The sequence below is a fragment of the Caldimonas brevitalea genome (assembly GCF_001017435.1).
In the GTDB taxonomy this organism is placed as follows: Bacteria; Pseudomonadota; Gammaproteobacteria; order Burkholderiales; family Burkholderiaceae_C; genus Caldimonas; species Caldimonas brevitalea.
Window position 1 is genome coordinate 5,346,051 of the sequence record NZ_CP011371.1, and the last position, 25,030, is coordinate 5,371,080.

At 66.9% G+C, this 25,030-nt stretch carries 21 protein-coding genes; 9 read left to right on the plus strand and 12 right to left on the minus strand.

Going from position 1 to position 25,030, the window contains the following annotated elements; translation table 11 throughout:
- Positions 1-85 precede the first annotated feature (85 nt).
- The 5 genes from AAW51_RS22515 (at position 86) to AAW51_RS22535 (ending at position 5,810) form a co-directional block, all read left to right on the plus strand.
- The gene (locus AAW51_RS22515) at positions 86-2,200 is read left to right on the plus strand and encodes a cytochrome c biogenesis protein ResB (protein WP_047196397.1); all 2,115 of its coding nucleotides are present in this window, start codon (positions 86-88) and stop codon (positions 2,198-2,200) included.
- Positions 2,197-3,537, plus strand: a complete 1,341-nt coding sequence (gene ccsB, locus AAW51_RS22520) for a c-type cytochrome biogenesis protein CcsB (RefSeq protein WP_047196398.1) — start codon at positions 2,197-2,199, stop codon at positions 3,535-3,537. The genes AAW51_RS22515 and ccsB overlap by 4 nt, the downstream gene beginning before the upstream one ends.
- Positions 3,538-3,598: 61 nt before the next feature.
- Complete coding sequence (locus AAW51_RS22525) at positions 3,599-4,033, plus strand: hypothetical protein (protein WP_047196399.1); 435 nt, start codon at positions 3,599-3,601, stop codon at positions 4,031-4,033.
- A 144-nt stretch (positions 4,034-4,177) separates the two neighbouring features.
- Complete coding sequence (msrP, locus tag AAW51_RS22530) at positions 4,178-5,176, plus strand: protein-methionine-sulfoxide reductase catalytic subunit MsrP (RefSeq protein ID WP_047196400.1); 999 nt, start codon at positions 4,178-4,180, stop codon at positions 5,174-5,176.
- A 16-nt stretch (positions 5,177-5,192) separates the two neighbouring features.
- The gene (locus tag AAW51_RS22535; RefSeq protein ID WP_047196401.1) at positions 5,193-5,810 is read left to right on the plus strand and encodes a protein-methionine-sulfoxide reductase heme-binding subunit MsrQ; all 618 of its coding nucleotides are present in this window, start codon (positions 5,193-5,195) and stop codon (positions 5,808-5,810) included.
- A gap of 25 nt (positions 5,811-5,835) precedes the next feature.
- On the opposite strand, the gene AAW51_RS22540 is transcribed toward AAW51_RS22535, so the two are convergent.
- Complete coding sequence (locus AAW51_RS22540) at positions 5,836-6,390, minus strand: YaeQ family protein (protein WP_047196402.1); 555 nt, start codon at positions 6,388-6,390, stop codon at positions 5,836-5,838.
- 178 nt (positions 6,391-6,568) lie between these two features.
- Between AAW51_RS22540 and AAW51_RS22545 the strand changes: the two genes are divergently transcribed.
- Complete coding sequence (locus tag AAW51_RS22545) at positions 6,569-6,757, plus strand: hypothetical protein (RefSeq protein ID WP_047196403.1); 189 nt, start codon at positions 6,569-6,571, stop codon at positions 6,755-6,757.
- 34 nt (positions 6,758-6,791) lie between these two features.
- Here the strand turns inward: AAW51_RS22545 and AAW51_RS22550 are convergent, their stop codons facing one another.
- Entirely contained in the window at positions 6,792-8,615 is a 1,824-nt protein-coding gene (locus AAW51_RS22550) for an ABCB family ABC transporter ATP-binding protein/permease (RefSeq protein ID WP_047196404.1), read from the minus strand.
- A gap of 56 nt (positions 8,616-8,671) precedes the next feature.
- Here AAW51_RS22550 and AAW51_RS22555 point away from each other — a divergent pair, with 56 nt between their 5' ends.
- From AAW51_RS22555 to AAW51_RS22565, 3 genes are all read left to right on the plus strand, one after another.
- On the plus strand, positions 8,672-9,121 hold the full coding sequence (locus AAW51_RS22555; RefSeq protein ID WP_047196405.1) for an acyl-CoA thioesterase: 450 nt from the start codon (positions 8,672-8,674) through the stop codon (positions 9,119-9,121).
- A gap of 86 nt (positions 9,122-9,207) precedes the next feature.
- Positions 9,208-10,314 carry a glycosyltransferase family 4 protein gene (locus tag AAW51_RS22560; RefSeq protein WP_047196406.1) on the plus strand — a complete coding sequence of 369 codons (1,107 nt, stop codon included), beginning with the start codon at positions 9,208-9,210 and terminating at the stop codon, positions 10,312-10,314.
- 60 nt (positions 10,315-10,374) lie between these two features.
- Positions 10,375-12,585, plus strand: coding sequence for an amylo-alpha-1,6-glucosidase (locus tag AAW51_RS22565; RefSeq protein ID WP_238947673.1), 2,211 nt, complete (start codon positions 10,375-10,377; stop codon positions 12,583-12,585).
- A 15-nt stretch (positions 12,586-12,600) separates the two neighbouring features.
- Here AAW51_RS22565 and AAW51_RS22570 read toward each other — a convergent pair whose 3' ends face one another.
- The 10 genes from AAW51_RS22570 to AAW51_RS22615 all read right to left on the minus strand — a co-directional run bounded on the left by AAW51_RS22570 (position 12,601) and on the right by AAW51_RS22615 (position 24,768).
- Positions 12,601-13,416 (minus strand): SGNH/GDSL hydrolase family protein, encoded by an 816-nt coding sequence (locus AAW51_RS22570; RefSeq protein ID WP_053013856.1) that lies wholly within the window; start codon positions 13,414-13,416, stop codon positions 12,601-12,603.
- 28 nt (positions 13,417-13,444) lie between these two features.
- Positions 13,445-14,209: an enoyl-CoA hydratase gene (locus tag AAW51_RS22575; RefSeq protein ID WP_047196408.1), complete on the minus strand. Its 765-nt coding sequence runs from the start codon at positions 14,207-14,209 to the stop codon at positions 13,445-13,447.
- Between the two features lie 46 nt (positions 14,210-14,255).
- Complete coding sequence (locus AAW51_RS22580) at positions 14,256-15,149, minus strand: alpha/beta hydrolase family protein (RefSeq protein WP_047196409.1); 894 nt, start codon at positions 15,147-15,149, stop codon at positions 14,256-14,258.
- A gap of 95 nt (positions 15,150-15,244) precedes the next feature.
- Complete coding sequence (locus tag AAW51_RS22585; RefSeq protein WP_047196410.1) at positions 15,245-16,444, minus strand: acetyl-CoA C-acyltransferase; 1,200 nt, start codon at positions 16,442-16,444, stop codon at positions 15,245-15,247.
- An 18-nt stretch (positions 16,445-16,462) separates the two neighbouring features.
- Entirely contained in the window at positions 16,463-18,847 is a 2,385-nt protein-coding gene (locus AAW51_RS22590) for a 3-hydroxyacyl-CoA dehydrogenase/enoyl-CoA hydratase family protein (protein ID WP_047196411.1), read from the minus strand.
- 53 nt (positions 18,848-18,900) lie between these two features.
- Positions 18,901-19,341, minus strand: coding sequence for a DUF2147 domain-containing protein (locus tag AAW51_RS22595; RefSeq protein ID WP_047196412.1), 441 nt, complete (start codon positions 19,339-19,341; stop codon positions 18,901-18,903).
- Positions 19,342-19,408: 67 nt separating this feature from the next.
- Positions 19,409-21,199 carry an acyl-CoA dehydrogenase C-terminal domain-containing protein gene (locus tag AAW51_RS22600; protein ID WP_047196413.1) on the minus strand — a complete coding sequence of 597 codons (1,791 nt, stop codon included), beginning with the start codon at positions 21,197-21,199 and terminating at the stop codon, positions 19,409-19,411.
- A 27-nt stretch (positions 21,200-21,226) separates the two neighbouring features.
- The gene (locus AAW51_RS22605) at positions 21,227-21,949 is read right to left on the minus strand and encodes a TetR/AcrR family transcriptional regulator (RefSeq protein WP_047196414.1); all 723 of its coding nucleotides are present in this window, start codon (positions 21,947-21,949) and stop codon (positions 21,227-21,229) included.
- A gap of 480 nt (positions 21,950-22,429) precedes the next feature.
- A complete protein-coding gene (locus AAW51_RS22610) occupies positions 22,430-23,416 on the minus strand; it encodes an FHA domain-containing protein (protein WP_047196415.1) in 987 nt (328 codons plus the stop codon).
- Positions 23,404-24,768, minus strand: a complete 1,365-nt coding sequence (locus tag AAW51_RS22615) for a S1C family serine protease (protein WP_047196416.1) — start codon at positions 24,766-24,768, stop codon at positions 23,404-23,406. Before AAW51_RS22615 ends, AAW51_RS22610 begins: the two co-directional genes overlap by 13 nt.
- Between the last annotated feature and the right edge of the window lie 262 nt (positions 24,769-25,030).

A 25,030-nucleotide genomic window follows, 5' to 3' on the forward strand; every position in this document is an offset into this window, starting at 1 on the left:
GGGATGCCCGCCTTTTTTCTTTCCCGGTGCGGCCATAGCCCGCCGGGCCCTCGCCCGCCACGCCCCGGCCCGATAATCCTCGCCCATGTCTGCCTCCACCACCGGTCTTGAAGTTCGTTCCCGCTCGCGGGTGTTGCGCGAAGCCGTGGAGCTGGTGTCGTCGATGCGCTTCGCGATCTCGCTGCTGACCGTGATCTGCATCGCCTCGGTGATCGGCACGGTGGTCAAGCAGCACGAGCCGTTGGTCAACTACGTCAACCAGTTCGGCCCCTATTGGTCCGAAGTGTTCGGCGCGGCGCGTCTCTATTCGATCTACAGCGCCTGGTGGTTTTTGTTGATCCTGGCCTTCCTGGTGGTCTCGACCAGTTTGTGCATCGCGCGCAACACGCCCAAGATCCTGCACGACCTGAAGACCTACAAGGAGCATCTGCGCGAGCAGAGCCTGCAGGCCTTCCACCATCGCTTCACCGCCGAGCTGCCCGAGACGCGCGACCAGGCGCTGGAGCGGTTGACACGATTGCTGCAGCGCAACCACTGGAAGGCCCGCGCCCAGGTGCGCGAGCACGGCGTGATGGTGGCGGCCAAGAAGGGCGGCGTGAACCGGCTCGGCTATCTGGCGGCGCACTCGTCCATCGTGTTGATCTGCCTCGGCGGCCTGTTCGACGGCGACCTGGTGGTGCGCGCCCAGATGTGGCTGGCCGGCAAGACACCTTATGCGGGCAGCGGCTTCATCCGTGATGTAGCCGACGAACACCGGCTGAGCCTGCGCAACCCGACCTTCCGCGGCAACATGCTGGTGCCTGAAGGCTCGCGCTCGGACACGGTGATCCTGAACCAGTCCGATGGCGTGCTGCTACAGCCCGTGCCGTTCGACATCGAACTGAAGAAGTTCATTGTCGATTACTACGAGACCGGCATGCCCAAGCTGTTCGCCAGCGAAATCGTGATCCACGACCACGAGACCGGTCGCGCCATTCCGGCCACCGTCAAGGTCAACCAGCCGGCCTTCCACCGCGGTGTCGCGATCTACCAGTCGAGCTTCGACGACGGCGGCTCGAAGCTGAAGCTGCAGGCCTACCCGATGAATGGCGGCGCCAAACGTTTCGAAGTCTCCGGTGAAGTCGGCGGCTCGACCACCCTGACCAACCGCGATGAAAAGCTGGGCCTCGAATTCACCGCGCTGCGGGTGATCAACGTCGAGAACCTCGGCGCACCGCAAGGCGCCACCGACGTGCGCAAGGTCGACCTGGTGCAAAGCCTTGAGAGCCACCTCGGCTCGGGCGCCAAGACCAAGGGCGAGAAAACGCTGCGCAACGTCGGCCCGTCGATCAACTACAAGCTGCGCGACGCGAGCGGCCAGGCGCGCGAGTTCCACAACTACATGCTGCCGGTGGAGCTGGACGGCCAGCGTGTGTTTCTGGCCGGCGTGCGCGAGACGCCCGCCGAGCCGTTCCGCTACCTGCGCATCCCCGCCGACGACCAGGACAGCCTGGAGACGTGGATGCGCATGCGCGCCGGCGTGCTGAACCCCGAGTTGCGCGATCGCGCGGTCGACCGCTATGTGGCGCAGGCGGTGGGTGCCGACAAGCCGGAGCTGGCCGAGCAGTTGCGGGTGTCGGCGCAGCGCGCGCTGCGTTTGTTCGCCGGCGACGAGCCGGGGGCGCCGGGCAAGCCGGTGACCGGCGGCCTGCAGGCGATCGCCGACTTCATGCAGGCCAACGTGCCCGAGGCCGACCGGGGCCGCACGTCGGAAGTGCTGATCCGCATCCTCAACGGCACGCTGTATGAGCTGACGCAGCTGACGCGCGAGCAAGCCGGCGCCAAGCCGCTGCCGGGGGACGAAAAAACCCAGGCCTTCATGACCCAGGCGGTGCTGGCCCTGTCCGACGCCGCCTTCTACCCCGCCCCGGTGCTGCTCGAGCTGAAAGACTTCCAGCAGGTGCAGGCCAGCGTGTTCCAGCTGGCCCGCGCGCCGGGCAAGAAGCTCGTGTATTTGGGCTGTTTGCTGCTGGTGCTGGGCGTGTTCGCGATGCTGTATGTCAGGGAACGGCGCGTCTGGATTTGGCTCCAAACCAGGGCCGAGGGCGGCACCCAGCTCACGGCCGCCCTGTCGTCCACCCGAAAATCGCTCGACATCGACCGCGAGTTCGATTCCCTGAAAACCGCTCTGCTCGCCCCAGTGGCACCGGAGGCACGATGAACACCACCACCCTCAGCCTGAACGCACCCGGCTATTTCGCCCGCCGCAGCTGGTTCGACTGGTTGTTCGCGCTGGCGGTCGTGGTCGGCGCCGGTTACGCCTTCGCCCGCTACGCCGGGGCGATGGACGAATACGAAAAAGCCATCCTGATCGGCGCGGCGCCGGCCGCCGTCTGGATCGGCTGGTTCTGGCGGCCCTTGCGCACGCTGATGTTGGCCACCGGCGGCGCCGCCCTGCTGGCCATTGCGCTCTACATGCGCAGCACCGACGCCTTTGGGGCCGACCTGGCGCAGGCGGACCAGGTGTTCCTGCTCAAGTATTTCCTGTCCAGCCAGAGCGCGATTCTGTGGATGAGCGTGCTGTTCTTCATGAGCACCGCGTTCTACTGGATCGGTTTTTTCGCACGCGGCACCAGCGGCACGGCCGAAAAGCTGGCGTCGCGCCTGACCTGGGTGGCGGTCGGCATGGCCTTGATCGGCACGCTGGTGCGCTGGTTCGAGAGCCACCAGATCGGCCCCGACATCGGCCACATTCCGGTCAGCAACCTCTATGAGGTGTTCGTGCTGTTCTGCTGGCTGACGGCGACTTTCTACCTGTATTACGAAGACCTGTACAAGACCCGCGCGCTGGGCGCCTTCGTGATGCTGGTCGTCAGTGCAGCCGTCGGCTTCTTGCTCTGGTACACCGTCGTGCGGGGCGCACACGAGATCCAGCCGCTGGTGCCGGCACTGCAGAGCTGGTGGATGAAGCTGCACGTGCCGGCCAACTTCATCGGCTACGGCTGCTTCGCGCTGGCGGCCATGGTCGCCTTCGCCTACCTGATCAAGCAGCAGGCCGGCGAAACGCGCTGGTACAAGCTGGCGCCGCTGTGGGCGCTGGGCGTGGTGCTGTGTTTCGAGCCGGTGGTGTTCCGGCCTTCCGCCGACGGGGGCACCAGCCGCTACTGGGCGGTGTATTTCGGCATCTCCGCGCTGATCGTCGCCGGCATCCTGATGGCCCGCCGCCGCATCGCCGAGCGCCTGCCCGGCCCGGAGATTCTCGACGACGTGATGTACAAGTCGATCGCGGTCGGCTTCGCCTTCTTCACGATCGCCACCATCCTGGGCGCCTTGTGGGCCGCCGAGGCCTGGGGCGGCTACTGGAGCTGGGACCCGAAAGAAACCTGGGCCCTGATCGTCTGGCTCAATTACGCCGCCTGGCTGCACATGCGGTTGATGAAGGGCCTGCGCGGCACGGTGGCGGCCTGGTGGGCCTTGACCGGGCTGGCGGTGACCACCTTCGCCTTCCTGGGCGTGAACATGTTCCTTTCGGGCCTGCATTCCTACGGCGAGTTGTGAGCGCCGGCGCCTGAGGGCGGCGTATAGTGGGTGGATCCACTCCGTCCATGCGCCGCCTGCCATGCCTTTCGTCGCTCGCAACTTTCACGGCGTTGTTGTCAGCCTGCACCTCGAGCCGACGCCGCACACGCAGGAATTCCTGCCTGACAACCATCCGGACGTCGAAGCCTTCGTCGGCCGCAAACCGCCGGCCCCGCGCAGCGAAGACCGCTTCCAGGCGCTGGACGCCGATTTCGTGCGCGTGCTCGAAGACGTGATCGACCTGCTGATCGCGCGCAACCTGATCCGCATCACCGACCTGCCGCCCGAGGCGCAGCAAAAGCTGTTCTCGCGCAAAAGCTTCCGCGACAACCGCAACCGCAACTCGCTCAAGCTGTTCGACCCGGCTGCCCTCGACGCCGTCACCCATCTGCCCCCGGTCGCCGACGGCGAGCCGCCGCCCGCGACCGGCCTCGACGTCATCGACACCGACTTCCACGACGACCTCGGCCGCTGAACCCGGAAGCGCCGTGCGCCCAGGCCGGTGCCGGTGGGCCGCCGGACGGGTCGGTGTAACCGTTGTGCGTCGGCATGCGTATCTGCAGGAGGAACCAAAATCCTTTCCTGCCCGTCGAACCAGCAGACTGCCCGAAAGACCCGCATGCATTTCCTCGACAAAAACCGCGGCTACGAGCACCCGACCGCCTCCGACATCACGCCGCGCGCCGTCTACGAGCAGCGCCGCGAACTGTTGCGCTGGATGGCAGCCGGCGGCGCCGGTGTCGCGCTGGCCGGGTGGGCCCAGCGCGAGGCGCACGCCCAACAAATCGCCCGTCCGCAGAAGCTCGCCGCCCTGTCGGCCACCCGCAGCACGCTCCCCGGTTCCGTGACGATGGAGAAGCCGACCCCCTACGGCGATGTGACCACCTACAACAACTTCTACGAGTTCGGGACCGACAAGGAAGACCCGTCAAGGCTGGCCGGCACGCTCAAGACCCGGCCGTGGACCGTGACGGTGGAAGGCGCGGTGGGCAAGCCGCGCGTCTGGGCGCTCGACGACCTGCTCAAGCTCGCGCCGATGGAAGAGCGCATCTACCGGCTGCGCTGCGTCGAGGGCTGGTCGATGGTGATCCCGTGGGTGGGCTATTCGCTGGCCGAGCTGATCAGGCGCTCCGAGCCGACCGGCAACGCGAAGTTCGTCGAATTCCACAGCCTGGCCGACAAGCGGCAGATGCCCGGCGTCAACTCGCGGGTGCTGCTGTGGCCGTATGTCGAGGGCCTGCGGCTCGACGAAGCGATGCACCCGCTCAGCCTGCTCGCCTTCGGCCTGTACGGCGAGGTGCTGCCCAACCAGAACGGCGCGCCGGTGCGCCTGGTCGTGCCATGGAAGTACGGCTTCAAGTCGGCCAAGTCCATCGTCAAGATCCGTCTGGTCGAAAAGCAGCCGGCCACCGCCTGGAACGTCTCGGCGCCGCAGGAATACGGCTTCTACTCCAACGTCAACCCGAAGGTCGACCACCCACGCTGGAGCCAGGCCACCGAGCGGCGCATCGGCGAAGACGGCCTGTTCCAGCGCCGGCGCCCGACCACGCTCTTCAACGGCTATGAAGCCCAGGTCGGCCAGCTGTACGCCGGCATGGACCTGAAGAAGTTTTACTGACGACGCGCGAGCCACCGTGCGCAGCCTGCTCCACCCCGCCGCCAAGCCTGTCGTCTTCGTCCTGTGTCTGCTGCCGCTGGCGGCGCTGGTCTACGGCGCGGCAACCGACACGCTGGGGGCCAACCCGGCCGAAGCGCTGATCCGTTCGCTGGGCGATTGGACGCTGCGCCTGCTGTGCGGCACGCTGGCGGTGACGCCGTTGCGGCAGGCCACCGGCTGGCATGCGCTGGCGCGTTTTCGGCGTTTGCTGGGGCTGTTCACGTTTTTCTATGGCGTGTTGCACCTGCTGGCCTACGCGTGGTTCGACATGGGTTTCTACCTGGACGAGATCGTCCGCGACATCGCCAAACGCCCGTTCATCCTGGTCGGCTTCGCGGCGCTGCTGCTGATGCTGCCGCTGGCCGCGACCTCGTTCAACCGCGCCATCAAGGCGCTCGGCGCCACCCGCTGGCAAACACTGCATCGGCTGGTCTACGCGGTCGCCGGCCTCGGATTGCTGCACTTCTTCTGGATGCGTGCCGGCAAGAACGACCAGGCCGAGGTGGCGGTCTACGCCGCCGTCCTCGGCGCCCTGCTCGGCTGGCGCGTGTTGAGGCGGCTGCGCTCGCGTGCGCCTAAGCTGCAGCGCGCCTGAGCCCTGCGGGCGGGCTGCAGCTTCTTCAGCGCGGGCCGGCCTTCGGCTGCTTCCAGACGGCCACTTCGAGCTGCACGGTCTGCCGCTCATGGCCCAGCCAGATCTGGCCGTCCTGGATGGTGCATTGCAACCGCATGGTGCGCTCGACCAGGGCCGCCAGCGCCTGCACGGCCTCTTGGGACAGGTGCAGCACCTTCAGGTTGTCGTAGCGCTCCAGTGCGCTGCGGTTCTGGGCCCACCAGACCTCGGCGGTGCGGCCGAAACACAGCAGCACCACCTCGCGGGCGCGGTGGCTGGCCTTGCGCAGCAGCTTCTCTTCGGGCTGGCCGACGTCGACCCACAGTGAAATGTCGCCGGTCAGCTCGCGCTTCCACAGGTCGGGCTCGTCGTTGCTGGTCAGGCCGTTGGCAAAGGCCAGGGTGTCGTCGGCATGCAGCGCGAACGCCAGCACCCGCGCCATCAGGCGCTCGTCGTTTTCGGAGGGGTGGCGTGCAAGCGTCAGCGCATGGTCCGCGTAGTAATGACGGTCCATGTCGGCGATCTGAAGATCGACCTTGAAGATGGTGGATTTGAGGGCCATGGCGCGAAGTCTGTCACAAGCGCGGCGCCTTGGGCGTGCTCGCGCCGCACATCGGGACCGCCCCTCACCCGTGGTGTCGCCCAGGGCAAGGACCGGCCGCACGACGCTGGCGCCCGAGGGCGGTACTATCAGGGCAACGTGACCCCCTACTCGCTGCGGCGAGACTGAAAGGACGAGATTGGCAACCCCGAATTACTCCTACGAGAAGCGCCAGCGAGAACTGGCCAAAAAGCGCAAGAAGGAAGAAAAGCTCAAGCGCAAGAGCGACCGCCCCGACGCGCCCTCCGAACCCCAGGCGCCCGAAGCGAACACCGGCACCGGCGAAAACGCCCCCGGCGGCTCCGACACGCCGCCCTCGCAACCCTGAGAAGCGTCGCCTGCGAGCGGCGCACCAGGCAGCGCTATTCGCTGCCGCCGCTTTGCTGCAGCGCCCACATGCGCGCGTAGCGCCCCGCTGCGGCCAACAGTTGCGCGTGCGTGCCGCGCTCGACGATACGCCCGCCCTCCATCACCAGGATCTCATGCGCGTCGACCACGGTGGACAACCGGTGCGCGATCACCAGCGCCGTCTTGTTGCGAGCCGCCGACGCCAGTTCGGCCTGGATCGCACGTTCGTTGGCCGAGTCGAGCGCCGACGTGGCTTCGTCGAAGATCAGCACCGGCGGGTTTTTCAGCAGCGTGCGGGCGATCGCGATGCGCTGCTTCTCGCCCCCCGACAGCTTCAACCCGCGCTCCCCCACCATGGTGTCGTAGCCGAGCGGCGTCGACACGATGAAGTTGTGGATGTGGGCCGCGCGGGCCGCCGCCTCCACCTCGGCCCGTGACGCGCCCGGGCGGCCGTAGGCGATGTTGTATTCGACCGTGTCGTTGAACAGCACCGTGTCCTGCGGCACGATGCCGATGGCCTGGCGCAGGCTCGATTGCGTGACGCTGCGGATGTCCTGGCCATCGATCGTGATGCGCCCGGCGCCAACGTCGTAGAAGCGAAACAGCAGCCGCGCCAGCGTCGACTTGCCGGCGCCGGAGGGCCCCACCACCGCCACCTTCTTGCCCGGCGGCACCTCGAAACTCACGTCGTGCAGGATCGGCCGGGCCGGGTCGTAGGCGAAGCCCACATGCTCGAAGCGCAGATGGCCGTCGTGCACCTGCAGCACGGCCGCGTCGGGCGCGTCGTCGATCTCTCGCTCGCGCTCGAGCAGGCCGAACATCTTCTCCAGGTCGGTCAGCGCCTGCTTGATCTCGCGGTAGATCACGCCCAGGAAGTTCAGCGGGATGTAGAGCTGGATCATGAAGGCGTTGATCATGACCAGGTCACCCAACGTCATGCGCCCCGCGGCAACGCCCTCGGTGGCCCGCCAGAGCATTCCCACCAGCGCGGTCGCGATGATGAACTGCTGCCCGCTGTTCAGCAGCGACAAGGTCGATTGCGACTTCAGCTTCGCGCGCCGCAGGCTCTCCAGGCTTTCGTTGTAGCGTCCCGCTTCATAATCTTCGTTGTTGAAGTATTTGACGGTCTCGTAGTTCAGCAGTGAATCGATGGCCTTGGTGTGCGCCTTCGAATCCAGCTCGTTCATCGTCTTGCGGAACTTGGTGCGCCATTCGGTCACCGTCACCGTGAAGCCGATGTAGAACACCAGCGCGAACGCGGTGATGCCGGCGAACCAGGCGTCGAACTTGAGGCCCAGCAGTGACAGCACCAGCACCACCTCGATCAGCGTCGGGATGATGCTGTAGAGCGAGTACGAGATGAGCGAATGCACACCCCGCGTGCCACGCTCGATGTCGCGCGTCATGCCGCCGGTCTGGCGTTCCAGGTGAAAACGCAGGCTCAGGCTGTGCAGGTGGCGGAACACCTGCAGCGAGATGCTGCGCGCCGCACCTTCGGTGGCCTTGGCAAATACCAGCTCGCGCAACTCGGTGAACAGCGACGTGCACAGCCGCAGGCCGCCATACGCCAGCAGCAGGCCGACCGGCACCACCAGCAGCGCGCGCACGTCGCCGGGCGCGATCGACATGCTGTCGACCAGCCGCTTGAGCAGCAGCGGTACCGCGACGTTGGCGAGCTTCGCGCCCACCATGAAGCCGAGCGCCAGCAGCACCCGCCAGCGGTAGTGCCAGAGGTAGGGAAACAAGCGCCCGAGCGTGGCCCAGTCGGACCGCGGCGCGGCGGCAGATCCGGTGTCGTTGGGGGCAGGATCGGGCAGAGTGAAGGCAGCACGGCGCATCGTGAAACAATCTCGTATCTGAAGTAGTCGATTTCGTTCGTTTAGGAGAGAGGCCCATGGCCGACCAATCCAGCCCCGTGCTCGCAACCCCTCTTGCCGTGAGTTTGCCCAATGACATGGAACTCGTCCTGCGGGTGTGTCCGATGCCCGCAGACGCGAATGCCAATGGCGACATCTTCGGCGGGTGGATCATGGCGCAAGTCGACCTGGCCGGCTCGGTGCTGCCGGCGCGCGTCGCCAAGGGCCGCATCGCGACCGTGTCGGTCAACCAGTTCGTCTTCAAGCAACCGGTGTCGATCGGCGATTTGGTGTCGTTCTACGCCCGCGTCGAGCGGGTCGGCCGCACCTCGATCACCGTCCACGTCGAGGTCTATGCCGAGCGCAACCCGGCCGACCTGCATGTGGTCAAGGTGACCGAGGCCAATCTGACCTACGTCGCGATCGACGCTGAAGGCCGTCCGCGACCGCTGCCGGCCTCCGCGAGCACCGCCAGCCCGGACCGATAAGCCTTGCCAACAACCCCGCGATTTGCATGGAAATGTAAGGAAGGAATGTAGTTTGCTCCACCCGGTGTGCACACCAGGAGAAGCGGATGAAGATTGCGCAAGTCGCGCCGCTGATCGAGAGCGTTCCCCCCAAGGCCTACGGCGGCACCGAACGAATCGTGTCCTACCTGACCGAGGCCCTGGTCGCGCAGGGCCATGAGGTCACCCTTTTTGCCAGTGGTGATTCGATCACCACGGCCGACCTGGTTCCCATCATCGACCGCAGCCTGCGCACGCACCCGCGCCGTCCCGACCCGGTGCTGTGGCACACCCTGCTGCTCGACGAAGTTTTTTCGCGTGCCGACGAGTTCGACGTCATCCACTTTCACGTCGACACCTTGCACTATCCCTTGGCGCGGCACTGCGCCACACCGCACGTCACGACCTTGCACGGCCGCCTCGACCTGCCCGACCTCGACCTGTTGCACCGGCGTTTTCAGGACCTGCCGCTGGTGTCGATCTCGGACCGGCAGCGCCTGCCCTTGCCCGATGCCCATTGGTGCGGCACCGTCCATCACGGGCTGCCGCTCGACCTCTATACCTTCCAGCCGCAGCCGCAGGACTATTTCGCCTTCGTCGGCCGTGTCTCGCCCGAGAAGCGGCTCGACCGGGCCATCGAGATCGCGCTCGCCTGCGACACGCCGCTCAAGATCGGCGCCAAGGTTGACGACAACGACCGCCCCTACTTCGACCAGTATTTGCGCCCGCTGCTCGAGCACCCGCTGATCGAGTTCGTCGGCGAGATCGACCAGTCCCAGAAGAACGATTTCATCGGCAACGCACGCGCGCTGCTGTTCCCCATCGATTGGCCCGAGCCCTTCGGCCTCGTGATGATCGAGGCCTTCGCCTGCGGCACACCGGTGATCGCCTACCCTTGCGGCTCGGTGCCCGAGGTGATGCAGGACGGTACCACCGGTCGGATCGTGCACGACCAGGCCGAGGCGATCGCCGCGGCGCGAGACGTCGGGCGCATCGACCGCGCCGCGTGCCGGCGGGTGTTCGAGCAGCGCTTCACCGCCACCACGATGGCACAGCGCTATCTGCAGGTCTACCAAATGCTCGCCCGCCCCTTGCTCGCGCATGCGGCGCGAAGCCGAGGGCTCACCTCCACGGCACGTATCGAACGTTACGCCGGCCCGGTGGCATTGCGGTGAGCGTGCACCCGTGCGGGCGCCCATATTGGCGGGCGCATGCGCCTGCGCAGGAGTCACAGCGTGACAGACAAGATCAGGATAGGTGACAAGTGGTACGTCAGTGCGCACGCTGCGCGCACCGAAGATGACCCGCATGTGCTGAAGCACGACGAGGCCTTCGTGCTGCTCGACCGCTACGGCGACATCCAGGCGCTCGGCGCTGGAGAACAAGGTCTTTACCGCGAGGACACGCGCTACCTGTCGCACCTGGAGTTGCTGATCGACGGCGTGCGGCCGATGTTCCTGGGTTCAGCGGTCAAGGAAGACAACAGCTTGCTGATCGTCGAACTGATGAACCCCGATTTGCCCCGCAACGCCGTGCCCAAAGGCACGCTGCACCTGTTCCGGGCCAAGCTGCTGTGGGAGAACACCTGCTATGAGCACCTGCGCATCACCAACCACGGGGATGAACGGGCCAGGCTCCGCATCACGCTGAACTTCGATGCCGACTTCGTCGACTTGTTCGAGGTCCGCGGCATGGAGCGCACCGGGCGGGGCGAACGCGCGCCGACCACCTGCAGCGCGGACGAAGCAACGCTGGGCTACCGCGGCCTGGACGGACGCACCCGTCGCACCCGCATCCGCTTCGAGCCACAGCCCGTGGCGCTGAGCGAGAACCATGCGGACTTCGACCTCGAGGTCGATCCGAAGGAAGAAGAGCACCTCTACATCACCTTCAGCTGCGAGCAAGAAGTGGCCGAGGACGCCGTCGCGGCCGCGCCGTCCCAACTCGAAACGACCACGCAACCCGCGCCGAGCGGCCTGCTGCATTACGACATCGCCTTCCGCAACAACGACAGCGCACGGCGCAACGCGATCAGCACCGCCTGCCACATCGAGACGTCGAACCCGCTCGTCAACCTGTGGTTGAAGCGCTCGGTGTCCGACCTGGCGATGCTGACCACCGAGCTGCCCACCGGCCCCTACCCCTACGCCGGCGTGCCGTGGTACTCGACCACCTTCGGCCGCGACGGCATCCTGACGGCGCGCGAATACCTGTGGGTCGACCCGGCACTGGCGCGGGGCGTGATCCGCTTTCTGGCGGAAACCCAGGCCACGGCCGAGGACCCGGAGCGCGACGCCGAACCCGGCAAGATCCTGCACGAGGCGCGCAAGTGCGAGATGGCCAACACGCGCGAGATCCCGTTCGGCCTCTACTACGGCACCGTCGATGCCACGCCCTTGTTCGTTGGGCTGGTCGGCGCCTATTACCGCCGCACCGGCGACCTGGAGTTGGTGCGCCAGGTATGGCCCAACGTGCTGCTGGCGCTGGAATGGATCGACCGTTATGGCGACCGCGACGGCGACGGCTTTGTCGAGTACGCGCGACGCAGCAAGGACGGCCTGGTGCAGCAGGGCTGGAAAGACTCGAACGACTCGGTCTTCCATGCCGACGGCCGCATGGCCGAACCGCCGATCGCGCTGTGCGAGGTGCAGGCCTACGTCTACGAGGCCAAGCTGTTTGCGGCCGAACTGGCCAGCCAACTGGGCGAGCACGAGCGCGCCGCGCAGTTGCGCGAGCAGGCCGAGACGCTCAAGCGCGAGTTCCAGGCCAAGTTCTGGTGTGAAGAGATCGGCGCCTATGCACTGGCGCTCGACGGCCACAAGCAACCGTGCCGGGCGGCATCGTCGAACACCGGCCACGCCTTGTGGACCGGCATTGCGGCGCCGGAGCATGCACGGCGCATGGCGCAGCGGCTGCTGCATCCCGACTTCTATTCCGGCTGGGGCGTGCGCACGATTGCGGGCGGCCAGGCGCGCTACAACCCGATGTCGTACCACAACGGCTCCATCTGGCCGCACGACAACGCACTGATCGCCGCCGGCATGGCCCGTTACGGCTACACGCAGGAAGCCTTGCGGGTGTTGTCCGGTTTGTTCGATGCGAGCCTCTATTTCGGCCAGCACCGTCTGCCGGAGCTGTTCTGCGGCTTTCCGCGGCGGCCCTCCGAAGGCCCCACCCTCTATCCCGTGGCCTGTTCGCCGCAGGCGTGGGCGGCCGCGGCCGTGTTCGGCATGGTCCAGGCGGGACTGGGGCTGGACGTGTGCTGCGACCCGCCGGAAGTGACGCTGCGCGCGCCGCGCCTGCCGGCCTTCATCGACTGGGTCAAGATCCGCAACCTGTCGATGGGCCCTAACACGGTCGACCTGTTGCTGCAGCGTTACGACCAGAACGTCGGCATCGAGGTGATGCGCAAGAGCGGCGAAATGGCGGTGCGGGTGGTGATCTGAGCGCTCCCTCGCGGGTCAGCGCGGGGGCGTGCCCAGGGCGGTGGTCGGCAGGAAAGGCGGCAGGTCCTGCCGTAACGATTGCAGGCGTTGTGCAATCAGTTGCCCGACGTGAGCGGCCCATCGGGCATACAGGGTCGGCCCGGGATGGAAGCCGTCCTCGGCCATTTCGGATGCCGCCAGCTGGCCGTCGGCCAACTCGGGCGGCAGTTCCACGTGCAGCACCTGGCGGGTGCGGGCCCAGGTCGCTTGCGCTTGGTTGAGCCGGCGGGCGTCGTGGCCCAGCACCGAGCGCAGTGGCCACGGCAACAGCGGAAAATGCTCCAGCGGCGGCGTCGCCGACCACAGGACCAGCGGCGCCTGGCAGTGCTGTTGGAGCCCGGTCCAGAGCGCGTCGCGCTCGCGCACCGCGCGCGGCGGCGGCACCTGCGTCAGCACGTCGTTGACGCCCAACACCACCAGCACCACGTCGCAAGCGCCCGGCGCGGTCGCGCGCAACAAAGCCAAGGCATGTTGCGTCGTGAGGCCGGTCTCGGCCAGGAGGCGCCAGCTGACGGGCCGGTCCAGCCGCTGTGCGAGGTCACGCGCGAGTGGACAGGCCAAGGCCTGATCCTGGGTGGCGGCACCGACGCCCGCAGCCGACGAATCGCCGACCACCAGCAGCCGCAAAGGGGCGGCCGTCGTCGACGATGTGTCGGCCGCAGCACTGCCTTGGGGCCTTTCGAGGCCTTCGCGCGCACCGTCCGCCTCGGGCAGGACCAGCGCGCGTTTGCGGATGCGCAGCCCCTGGGCGACCAGCAGCGGCGACAGGGTCAGCTTGGTGAAGCCCCACATGCGCGCGGCACGACGACGAGCGCGTGGCTCACTCGAACTTCGAGAAGTCGGGCTTGCGCTTTTCGAAGAAGGCCTGGAAGGCTTCGCGCGCTTCGGGGCTGCGCAGGCGCTGGCCGAAGATCTCGGCTTCGACCGCGATCGCCTCCTGCACCTGCTTGGCATTGGCCCGGCGCAGCAGCTTCTTGGTCTCGCGCACGGCGGAGGGCGGCAAGCCATTGAAGCGCTCGGCGACGCGGCGCGCGTGGTTCACCACTTCGCCCGCCGGCAGGATGGCGTTGATGATGTGCATCTCCAGCGCGTCTTCGGCGCTGAACGGGTCGCCCAGCAGCAGCTTCTCAGCCGCCTTCAACGGCCCGGCCAGCAGCGGCACCATCAGGCTGGAGGCGAACTCGGGCACCAGGCCCAGGCTGGCGAACGGCATCGCGAAGCGGGCGTCGTCGGCAGCGTAGACGAGATCGCAGTGCATCAGCAGCGTGGTGCCGATGCCGATCGCGGCACCCGTCACGGCGGCGACCACCGGCTTCTCGGAGCCGGTCAGCTGGCGCATGAACTGGAAGGTGGGCGAGTCCATGCCTTGCGGCGGGCGCTGCATGAAATCCTCGAGGTCGTTGCCCGACGTGAAGATGCCGGGCTGGCCGGTGATCAGCACCGCGCGCACGCTGCTGTCGCTCTGGGCGGCCTGCAAGGCGTCGGCCATCGACTGGTACATCGCCGCCGTCAGGGCGTTTTTCTTCTCGGGGCGTGCGATCTCGATGGTCTGCACCCCGTTCAACACGGCGCTGCGAATGCTCATGACCGGCTCCCTTCCTCGCTGCCGCAAGTCATGCCGTGGATGGTCTTCATGCTGTTGTCTCCTGGTTGAAGCCTTGAAAGCCCTGGAACAGTTCGCTCGCGCGACGCCACAGCGTGGCTTCGAACTGCTCCCTGAAAAATCCGAAATGGCCGATGCTCGGGGCGTTCGCGTCTTGCGGCGTGATGCGCTCGATGCGACGCGGTGCATTGGCATAACAATCGACCAGCACGCGGGTGCCGCGCTCGGTCATCAGCTCGTCGTCGGTCATCGACAAGGCCACCACCGGAAAGCGCGCCTGCTCGAAGGCGTGGCGCACCGCGTCCCCCTCGGCCCCGACGTGGTAGCGGGGGTGCAGACACCAGCGGCGCCATTGCAACGCCACCCCCGACGGCAGATCGCCCACCTTGCGCAGCCGGCGGCCCGGGAAATAGCCGAACAAGCGCGTCGCGATGGGCACCACCACGTGCCAGAAATAGAGCACCATGCGCCGGGTGCGCGGCGCGTTGTCGCGCCAATAGCCGCTGCCGGCGGCCACCGACACCAGCGCCGCAACGCGGTCGCGGTTGCGCAGCAGGCCGGGCAGCTGCGCACCCAGGCTGTGGCCGATCAAGTAGAGGGGCAGCTCGGGCGCCGCCTCGCGCACCGCATCGATGGCCGTGTCGTAGTCTTGTGCCCAGTCGAACAAATCGGCCTTGAAGCCGCGCAACGAGCCTTTCAGCTCGGCCGGCCGCGAGTCGCCCATGCCGCGGTAATCGAAGGTGGCGACGAGATAGCCCTCCTCCGAGAGCCATTGCGCGAACGGGCGGTAGTACTCCTGCCGCACGCCCATCGCCGGCCCGATCAACACCGCCGCGCGGGCTTCGGACACCTGCGAGTCGGGCTTGTAGAAGCGGGCGGCGACGCGGGTGCCGTCCGCCGTGATCAGCTCGACTGTTTCCATGGGCCCCTCTCCTGAAAGAATTCTTGATTTTGTTCTGATCGCGCATCACTTGCGCAAGTAACAAGGGCCGCATTTGCGGCCCTTGTCGTCAGGGTTTACACCCGCTCAAAGATGCCGGCAGCCCCTTGTCCGGTGCCGACGCACATGGTCACCATGCCGTACTTCAGGTTGTGGCGGCGCAGTGCGTGCACCACGGTGGCGGAGCGGATCGCCCCGGTCGCGCCCAGCGGATGGCCCAGCGCAATGGCGCCGCCCATCGGGTTGACCTTGGAGCGGTCGAGGTTCAGCGTGTCGAGCACCGCCAGCGACTGGGCCGCGAAGGCTTCGTTCAGCTCGATCCAGTCAAGGTCGGCCGCGCTGATGCCGGCGTAGCGCAGCGCCGCCGGGATGGCCTCGATCGGGCCGATGCCCATGATGTGCGGCGGCACGCCCTTGCTGGCGAAGCTGACGAAACGCGCGAGCGGCTTCAGGTCGTACTGCTTGATCGCCCGTTCGGAAGCCAGGATCAAACAACCGGCGCCGTCGGAGGTCTGCGAGCTGTTGCCGGCGGTGACACTGCCCTTGGCGGCGAACACGGCCTTCAGCTTGGCCAGGCCTTCCTTGGACGTGTCGGGGCGCGGACCTTCGTCGACGTCGACGGTGCGGGTCTTGACGCTGATCGAGCCGTCGGCCAGGTTGGGGAAGCGCTCGACGATTTCGACCGGGGTGATTTCGTCGCGGAACTCGCCAGCCTGGATGGCCTTGAGCGCCTTCAGGTGCGATTGCAGCGCGAATTCGTCCTGCGCTTCACGCGACACCTTCCACTGCTCGGCCACCTTCTCAGCGGTCAGGCCCATGCCGTAGGCGATGCCGATGTTCTCGTCGCGCAGGAACACCGCCGGGTTGATCGACGGCTTGTTGCCGCTCATCGGCACCATGCTCATCGACTCGGCGCCGCCGGCGATCATCACGTCGGCTTCACCGACGCGGATGCGGTCGGCTGCCATCTGCACGGCACTCAGGCCCGAGGCGCAGAAACGGTTGACGGTGATGCCGCCGACCGTGTTGGGCAGGCCGGCCAGCAGCGCCGCGATACGTGCGACGTTCAGGCCCTGCTCTGCTTCGGGCATCGCGCAGCCGATGATGGCGTCTTCGATGGCCTTCGGGTCGAGCGTGGGCACCTGCTTCAGCGCGCCCTGGATCGCGGTCACCAGCAGGTCGTCCGGGCGGGTGTTCTTGAAGTAGCCACGGCCCGACTTGCCGATGGGCGTGCGCGTCGCCGCGACGACGTAGGCTTCTTGAATTTGCTTGCTCATGTCTGATTCTCCGAGCGATTAGTTGCGAACCGGCTTGCCGGTCTGCAGCATGCCCATGATGCGTTCTTGGGTCTTCGGGCTGTCCAGCAGCGAGCAGAAGTGCTTGCGCTCGAGGGCCATCAGGTATTCCTCGGTCACCAGCGAGCCGGCCTCGACTTCGCCGCCGCACACCACGTCGGCGATCAGGCTGCCGATGTGATAGTCGTGCTGGCTGATGAAGCCGCCGTCGCGCATGTTGACCAGCTGGTTCTTGATGGTCGCGATGCCCGAGCGGCCTGCCACCGGGAACGGGCGGCGCACCGGCGGGCGATAGCCGCTGTCGAACAGCGACTTGGCCTGCTGTATCGCCACGTAGAGCAGTTCGTCCTTGTTCGGCACGATCACGTCGCTGTCGAGCAGATAGCCGAGCTTGCGCGCCTCGATCGCGCTGGTGCCGACCTTGGCCATCGCGGCGCTGGTGAAGCCGTCCGTCAGGAAGCTCAACACCGGCGCGTTGGCATTGCCCGCGGCAGCCATCTCGGCAGCACGGCGGGCGATGTAGGTCAGGCCACCGGCGCCCGGGATCAGGCCCACGCCCACTTCGACCAGGCCGATGTAGCTTTCCATCGCGGCGACACGCTTGGCCGAGTAGACCGCCAGCTCACAGCCACCGCCCAGCGCCATGCCGCGGATCGCGGACACCACCGGCACGTTGGCATAGCGCAAACGCAGCATGGCGTCCTGCAACTTCTTCTCTTCCGGCGCGATCGCCTTGGAGCCACCGGCCATGAAGGCGGGCAGCATGGCCTGCAGGTCGGCGCCGGCCGAGAACGGCTCGTCGGGCGACCACACGACCACACCCTTGTACTGCGCCTCGGCCAGGTCGACCGCCTTGTTCAGGCCCTCGACCACACCCGGGCCAATGGCGTGCATCTTGGTCTTGATGCTGACGATGACCACTTCGTCGTCGAGCGTCCACAAACGCACCGAGTCGTCTTCGTGCAGCGTCTTGCCGGCGGTCTCGGGTGCTTGGACGCCTGCGCCCAGCACGTCTTCGGCAAACAGCTGGCGCTCGTAGACCGGCAGCTTGCTGCGCGGCACGTACGTGTTCTTGGCCGGCGACCAGGAGCCTTCGGCGGTGTGCACACCGTCGCGGCCGTCGAACACCCAGGCGGGCAGCGGCGCCTTGCTCAGGGCCTTGCCGGCGTCGATGTCTTCCTTGACCCACTGGGCCACCTGCTTCCAGCCGGCGGCTTGCCACAGCTCGAACGGGCCTTGCTTCCAGCCGAAGCCCCAGCGGATCGCGAAGTCGACGTCGCGCGCGGTTTCGGCGATGTCTTGCAGGTGCACCGCGCAGTAGTGGAAGCCATCACGGAAGATGGCCCACAGGAACTGCGCCTGCGGGTTGGTCGATTCGCGCAGCAGCTTCAGACGCTCGGCGGCCGGCTTCTTCAGGATGCGGCCGACCAGTTCGTCGGCCTTGCCACCCGCGGGCACATAGTCGGCCTTGGCCGGGTCGAGGCGCAGGATGTCGCGGCCGGCCTTCTTGTAGAAACCGGCGCCGGTCTTCTGGCCCAGCGCACCCTGCTCGATCAGCTTGGCCAGCACCGGCGGCGTGGCATAGGTCGGGAAGAAGGGGTCATCGGCCAGGTTGTCCTGCAGCGTCTTGATGACGTGCGACATCGTGTCCAGGCCCACCACGTCGGCGGTGCGGAAGGTGCCCGAGCTGGCGCGGCCGAGCTTCTTGCCGGTCAGGTCGTCGACCACGTCGTACGACAGGCCGAAGTTCTCGGCTTCCTTGATGGTGGCCAGCATGCCGGCGATGCCGACGCGGTTGGCGATGAAGTTGGGCGTGTCCTTGGCGCGCACGACACCCTTGCCGACGCTGGTGCTCACGAAGCTCTCGAGCTGGTCGAGGATCTCGGGGCGCGTGGTCGGGGTCGGGATCAGCTCGACCAGGTACATGTAGCGCGGCGGGTTGAAGAAGTGGATGCCGCAGAAGCGCGGCTTGATTTCTTCAGGCAGCGCCTCGGACAGCTTGGTGATCGACAGGCCCGAGGTGTTGGACGCGACGATCGCGTGGGGTGCGATGTGGGCGGCGATCTTCTTGTAGAGATCGAGCTTCCAGTCCATCCGTTCGGCGATCGCCTCGATGATGAGGTCGCACTCCTTGAGCTGGTCCAGGTGCTCTTCGTAGTTGGCCTGGCCGATCAACGCCGCGTCTTCCGGCACGCCCAGCGGCGCCGGCTTCAGCTTCTTGAGGTTCTCGACGGCACGCGTGACGATGCCGTTCTTCGGGCCTTCCTTGGCCGGCAGGTCGAACAGCACCACCGGCACCTTGACGTTGACCAGATGGGCGGCGATCTGCGCCCCCATCACCCCGGCCCCTAGCACGGCCACTTTGCGGACTTGGAATCGACTCACGGAGTTCTCCTTGGATAGGGGCCGGCCCTGCGGATGCGCAGGCCGGCCCGGACTCATTCGACGCGCTGCCAGACTTGGGTGCGCCCGAGCATGGGGGCACCGATATAGCCGCGCACTTCCAGCTTCTGGCCACCGTCGGTGGGCTTGAGGCGCACCTTGTAGACCTTGCCGTTGTTCGGGTCGAGGATGTCGCCGCCGTCCCAAAGCTGGGCATCGTCGGCGTTTTTCTTCACGTTGCGAATGATCGTGAGGCCCGCCACAGGCTTGTCCTTGCGATCATCGGAACACTTTTCACACACGGCATCGGTCTTGGCCTCGGGGTCGAGCACCTTCTCGACACGGCCCGTCAGACTGCCGCCACTCTCGGTGATGCGCACCAGCGACTTCTCTTTCTTGGTCGAGTCGTCGATGGTCTTCCACAGGCCCACTGGGCTCGGTTGCGCAAACGCGGCGGTGGTGACGAGTGCGGCAGCGAGGGCCAGAAGCTTCTTCATATGTTCTCCTTGATGGTGTTTGAAACGAACAGGCCACGCATCTGCACGGCCTGTTCGCGACACCAGCTTAGAACAAAGCTTCGTCCATCTCCATCAGGGGCTTCACACCTGCGCGGGCAGTGCGGATCAGCGACGCCGTTTCGGGCAGCAGCTTGGCGAAGTAGAAGCGCGCGGTGATCAGCTTGGCCTTGTAGAAGGGATCGCCCGAGTCGACCTTGGCGAGCGCCACCTTGGCCATGCGGGCCCAGAAGTAGGCAAACACCAGGTGGCCGCAGACACGCAGGTAGTCGACCGCGGCACCACCGACTTCATCGGGGTTCTGGAACGCCTTCATGCCGATCTCGGTGGTCAGCTTGGTGACCTTGTCGCCCAGGTCCGCCAGCGGGTTGATGAACTCCTGCATGTTCTCGTTCACGCCCTCTTCCTCGACGAAGGCCTGCACGATCTTGCCGAACTTCTTCAGCTTGGCGCCGTTGTCGGCGAGCACCTTGCGGCCCAGCAGGTCCAGCGACTGGATCGTGTTGGTGCCTTCGTAGATCATGTTGATGCGGGCGTCACGGACGTACTGCTCCATGCCCCACTCTTTGATATAGCCGTGGCCACCGAAGACCTGCATGCAGTGCGAGGTGGCGATCCAGCCGTTGTCGGTCAGGAAGGCCTTGACGATCGGCGTCACCAGGGCCACCAGGTCGGCAGCTTCCTTGCGCTCGGCTTCATCGGTGCTCGACAGCTCGCGGTCGATCTGGAACGCGGTCCAGATGGCCAGCGCGCGGCCGCCTTCGGCATAGGCGCGGGCGGTCAGCAGCATCTTGCGAACGTCGGGGTGCACGATGATCGGGTCGGCCGGCTTGTCGGTGGCCTTGGCGCCGGACAGCGAGCGCATCTGGATGCGGTCTTTCGCATAGGCCACGGCGTTCTGGTAGGCCACTTCGGTCAGGCCCAGCGACTGCATGCCGACGCCGAGACGGGCCGCGTTCATCATCACGAACATCGCCTGCAGGCCCTTGTGGGGCTCGCCCACCAGCGTGCCGACGGCGCCGTCGAGCACCATCTGAGCGGTGGCGTTGCCATGGATGCCCATCTTGTGCTCCAGGCCGCCGCAATAGATCTTGTTGCGCTCGCCCAGGCTGCCGTCCTTGTTGACGACGAATTTCGGCACCACGAACAGCGAGATGCCTTTGGAGCCTTGCGGCGCGTCCGGCAGGCGGGCCAGCACCAGGTGGATGATGTTCTCGGCCAGGTCGTGTTCGCCGGCGGAGATGAAGATCTTCTGGCCGGTGATCTTGTAGGTGCCGTCGCCCTGCGGCTCGGCCTTGGTGCGCAGCAGGCCCAGGTCGGTGCCGCAATGCGGCTCGGTCAAGCACATCGTGCCGGTCCACTGGCCGGCCGTCAGCTTGGGCAGGTAGGTGGCCTTCTGCTCGGGCGTGCCGTGCGCGTGCAGCGCTTCATAGGCGCCGTGCGACAGGCCGGGGTACATGGTCCAGGCCTGGTTGGCCGAGTTGAGCATCTCGTAGAAGCACTGGTTCACCGTGATCGGCAGGCCCTGGCCGCCGTACTCGGGGTCGGTGCTCAAGGCCGGCCAGCCGCCCTCGACGTACTTCTGATAGGCCTCCTTGAAGCCCTTGGGCGCGGTGACCTCGTGCGTGGTCTTGTCGAGCTTGCAGCCCTCTTCATCGCCGGTCTGGTTGAGCGGGAAGATCACCTCCGCGGCGAACTTGCCACCTTCCTCCAGCACCGCGTTGATCGTGTCGGCATCGACCTCGGCGTGGGCGGGCATTTGCTTCAGCGCATCGACGACGTTGAGCAACTCGTGCATCACAAATTGCATGTCGCGCAACGGCGGGGTGTACTGGGCCATGGAGGAACTCCTAGAACGGGTTGGAAGTTATCGAGGGGAGACAGGGGTCGCGGTTTTCGTCGTCTTGCGCGCAAGCGTCGCCACCTGGGGGGCCGCGTCGGTGGCGTAGTGGTTCACGATGAAATCGAAACCGCGGCGGGCGCGGTCGAGGGCACCGGGAGAACGCAGGAAGCGGGCGTCGTGGTGCAGCGCGAGGATCAGGCCGTGCAACTCGAACAGCATCTGCATCGGGTCGACGCTGTCGTTGAGATGCGCGCACTCGACCGACAAGGCGATGGCACGGTGGAGGGCGCGGTGCCAGGTGCGCACCATCTCCACCAGCGCGTCGCGCACCGGACCGGGCCGGTCGTCGAACTCGACGGCGCCGCTGATGTAGATGCACCCCGAGTCGATTTCCACCGACACGCGGCGCACCCAGCGCTCGAACAGGGCCCGCAGGCGCGGCAGGCCTCGAGGCTCCAGCACGGCCGGGAAGAAGACCTCTTCCTCGAACTTGCGGTGGTACTCGCGGATCACCGAAATCTGCAGCTCTTCGCGCGACCCGAAGTGCGCGAAGACACCCGACTTGCTCATGCGCGTCACTTCGGCCAAGGCCCCGATCGACAAGCCCTCGAGGCCGACCTGCGAGGCCAGGCTGAGAGCCGCCTCGAGGATCACCGCCTTGGTCTGCTGCCCCTTCTGCAGCCCGCGCGCCGGCTCGCGTGCTGCGTCGCGCGGGGGTTTCGAAGAGGTGGAAGAAGGGGTGCTCACGGGTGGCCGAAATAAAACGAACGATCGTTCTATTTTGCAGAAATCCCGGCGCCCGCACTGCAGAAGCGCGAGGTTTTTCTAGAGTGACGTCCCTAGAATGCGACAGGACGTCGAGACCCAGGGTTTACACCTATCAACGCGGACGGTCGCCGTGGGGTAAACGGCGGCCGGGTGAGCGGTGGAACGTCGCGGGGGCGGATAGGGGTCACACCGGCGCGCGCGTGGGGCCGACGGTGTGGCGCTGAAGCGGGTCTCGTCGTGCGCTCACATCAAGAAGGCGCATGTCGCGTGCCCGCCCCCGAGTTCTGACGCAGCAGCGTGCACCGCTGCGCCGCGCCTGCTGGCGCCCCGGGCAGGGGTGCCCCGCCCTCGCCGGCGTGGACAGCCAGCGCAAGTGGTTCGCCCACCGGCCATCGTTTCAGTTGCACGCGCTCAGCCTCGGCGGTCGATGCGCGCCCCGGCGATCACGCCGCCCTCGCGCTAGTCCTCCGCCAAAGCGCCGTCGTGAGGCGCCGCGTCGTCGAGCTCCGCCGCCTTGCGATCGAGGCCAGGCTTCAGGTCACGCACGCTCTCGAGGAAATCGTCGGTCGGAGCGGCCGGGGCCAACCGCAAGGCAGGTGGCGGCAGCGTGCTGAGATACAGCTCGTCGGTGAGGCGACCGGTGCGCTGGTACTGCAGGGCGGCAGCCGTGCCGACCGCCGCGGTCGCCATCAGCGCGGCCACCCAGCCGAGCAGGCGCCGGCGCGCGGGCAGCACCGCGCACAGATGGGCATGGATGGCCACTGCGATCACGGCCGCCTCGGCCACCGGCCGCAAGCGACTCAGCAGCACCCAGGACGTGGCGAAGGCCAGCACGGCAAGCACCGCACTCAGCAGGTTGGACGCCAGCAGGCCGGTGGAAGCGATGCGCACGTGGGTCCAGTAGTCGAAGCGATGCTGGAACAGCTTGGACCCCAGCGCCCACATCAGGCTCCACAGCGCCATCAGCACCACGACCGTGATCAGCATGGTGGCGAAGCCGCTCAAGAACTCGCCCGGGTTGCTCTGCAGGTACTGGCGCCAACCGAGCCATCCCACCAAGCCCCCCAGCGCCCCCAGCACGAGCGCCGGGCGCCAGCGGCTGGGCTCGGGGACGGGCAGTTCGGGCGCGAGCGCCTGCAGCGGCAGGCGGACCCGCAGCCGGGTGCGCCCGACCAGCCAGTCCTCGCCGGCAGGCCGGCTGACCGTCACGCCAGCGGCCCATACCTCACGCCCGCGCCGGACGCCGTTGCGCGTCTCGCCCACCGTGAGTTGCAAGCCGGGGCCGGCGTGGTCGAGCGTCAGGTGATGGGCTGCAACGTATGGGTCGTCGAGCACCACGTCGTTGTTCAACGCGCGGCCGATGCGCACCGGCCAGGCGCTGACGGCAAGCGCCTGGCGCACCTGGCCGTCGCGGTCCAGCACCTCGATCAGGCCTACTTTTTCCATGCGTAGCCTTCGATGTAGTGACGCGCCAGCTTCATGGCATTTTCGAAATCCACGCCACGTGCATCGAAGCGCCCCTGGACGCCCACCGTGTCGTCGTCGAGCGTCGCGACGAGCACGCTCAGGTCGTACAGGCCGCGCAACTTCTTGTAGGCCGACAGACACAACACGGTGCGCAAGGGCAGGCCTGCGCGGTCCACGAAACCCTCGCGACAGGATGCGGCCGTACGGTCCCGGGTCGGGCGGTCGGGGAACGACTCGTTGCGGAAGCTCGCCGAGTACTGCGCGGAGAAACGCAAGGCTCCCAGCTTGCGGCCGTCATAGGCCTCGTGACGCACCGTCAAACCGCCGGTCTGCAGCCAGTCGCTGACAAAGATGTGCGTGTCCATCTGGCAATCGGAGCGCTCGAATTCCAGGCCCTTGGTCTCTGCCTGCGTGGTGCTGCCCCAGCAGCGCACGAAGCTCTCCTCGGGCACCGGGACCGTGTAGCGCGGGTGCGGGGGCGTGCGCCACGCTTGCTTCAGAAAGCGTTGGGTCAGCTGGTGCTGGTGGGCCATCAGCTGCTCGCTCAGCCGGTCGTAGACCGACTCGACGATGGGCGGCGCGGTACGCCCTTGTTCCAGCAAGGCGCGGCCGAACTCGGCCGGCACCAGGAAGCTCACCTGTTGGCCGTCACGGCGCGTCGCGACGTTGACGCCGATCACCTGTCCGCTCTCGTCGAGCGCGGGCCCGCCGCTCATGCCCGGGTTCAGTGCGCCCCCGAAGAAGATGTTGGGGTAGAAGCTGCGCTCCACCAGCCCGTTGTAGTTGCCCTCGAGGACGGCGAAGCCGACGTCGAGTGGATTGCCCAGCGAGTAGATGCGCTCGCCTTTGGACAAGCTGCGCGCCGAGGGGCGGAACGACAAGGGGGCGCGGCCCTGCAGCCCCGCGTCGCCGGCCTTCACCAGGGCAACGTCGTGCACGGCATCGAAGGCCAGCAGTTGCAGCGGGCCCTCGCGCCCGTCCGCCGTCGTGTAGACGAGGCGGTAGCGAGCCGGCTCGAGCGCCGCCTGGCTCACCACGTGGTAGTTGGTCAGCAAATGGCCTTCCCCGGTGACGAGGAAGCCGGAGCCCACCGAGGACTGGCTGGCCTGGCCCTTGAGCAGCGTGCGCACCTGCACCAGCTGCGCACGCGTGCGCTCGTACAAGCGCTGTGCGGAGGCGGACACCGGGGCCGGCGCACCGAGGCTGGCGCCCGGCTCGGGTACGGCGGCCGGGGGCGGAGGGGACACCGTCTGGGCGCGCGTGGCGGTGATGCACAGCGCCACACAGCAGGAAACGGCAGCGTGGCGCGCCACGGCAGAGAGGAACTTCATGCGGGCATTGTAGGAAGGCGGCGCCGCGCCCCGCCTCATCGGCCGCGCGGGGGCCGCAGGGCCTTGTCCTGCACGAGGGACAGGCAATGCGCGGTCGTGCCCTGTGCCCGACGGTAGGCATCGTTACCTGCGAGTGTTGGGCGCATTGCCTGGGTGTTCTCGCAGGAAGAACCCCGAGACTCGGAAACGCCTTGGGCCGCACCGACGGCCTGCGCGAAGCGAGGGCAGACGCCGGTGTCAGGCAAATGACGAAGATGTGTGA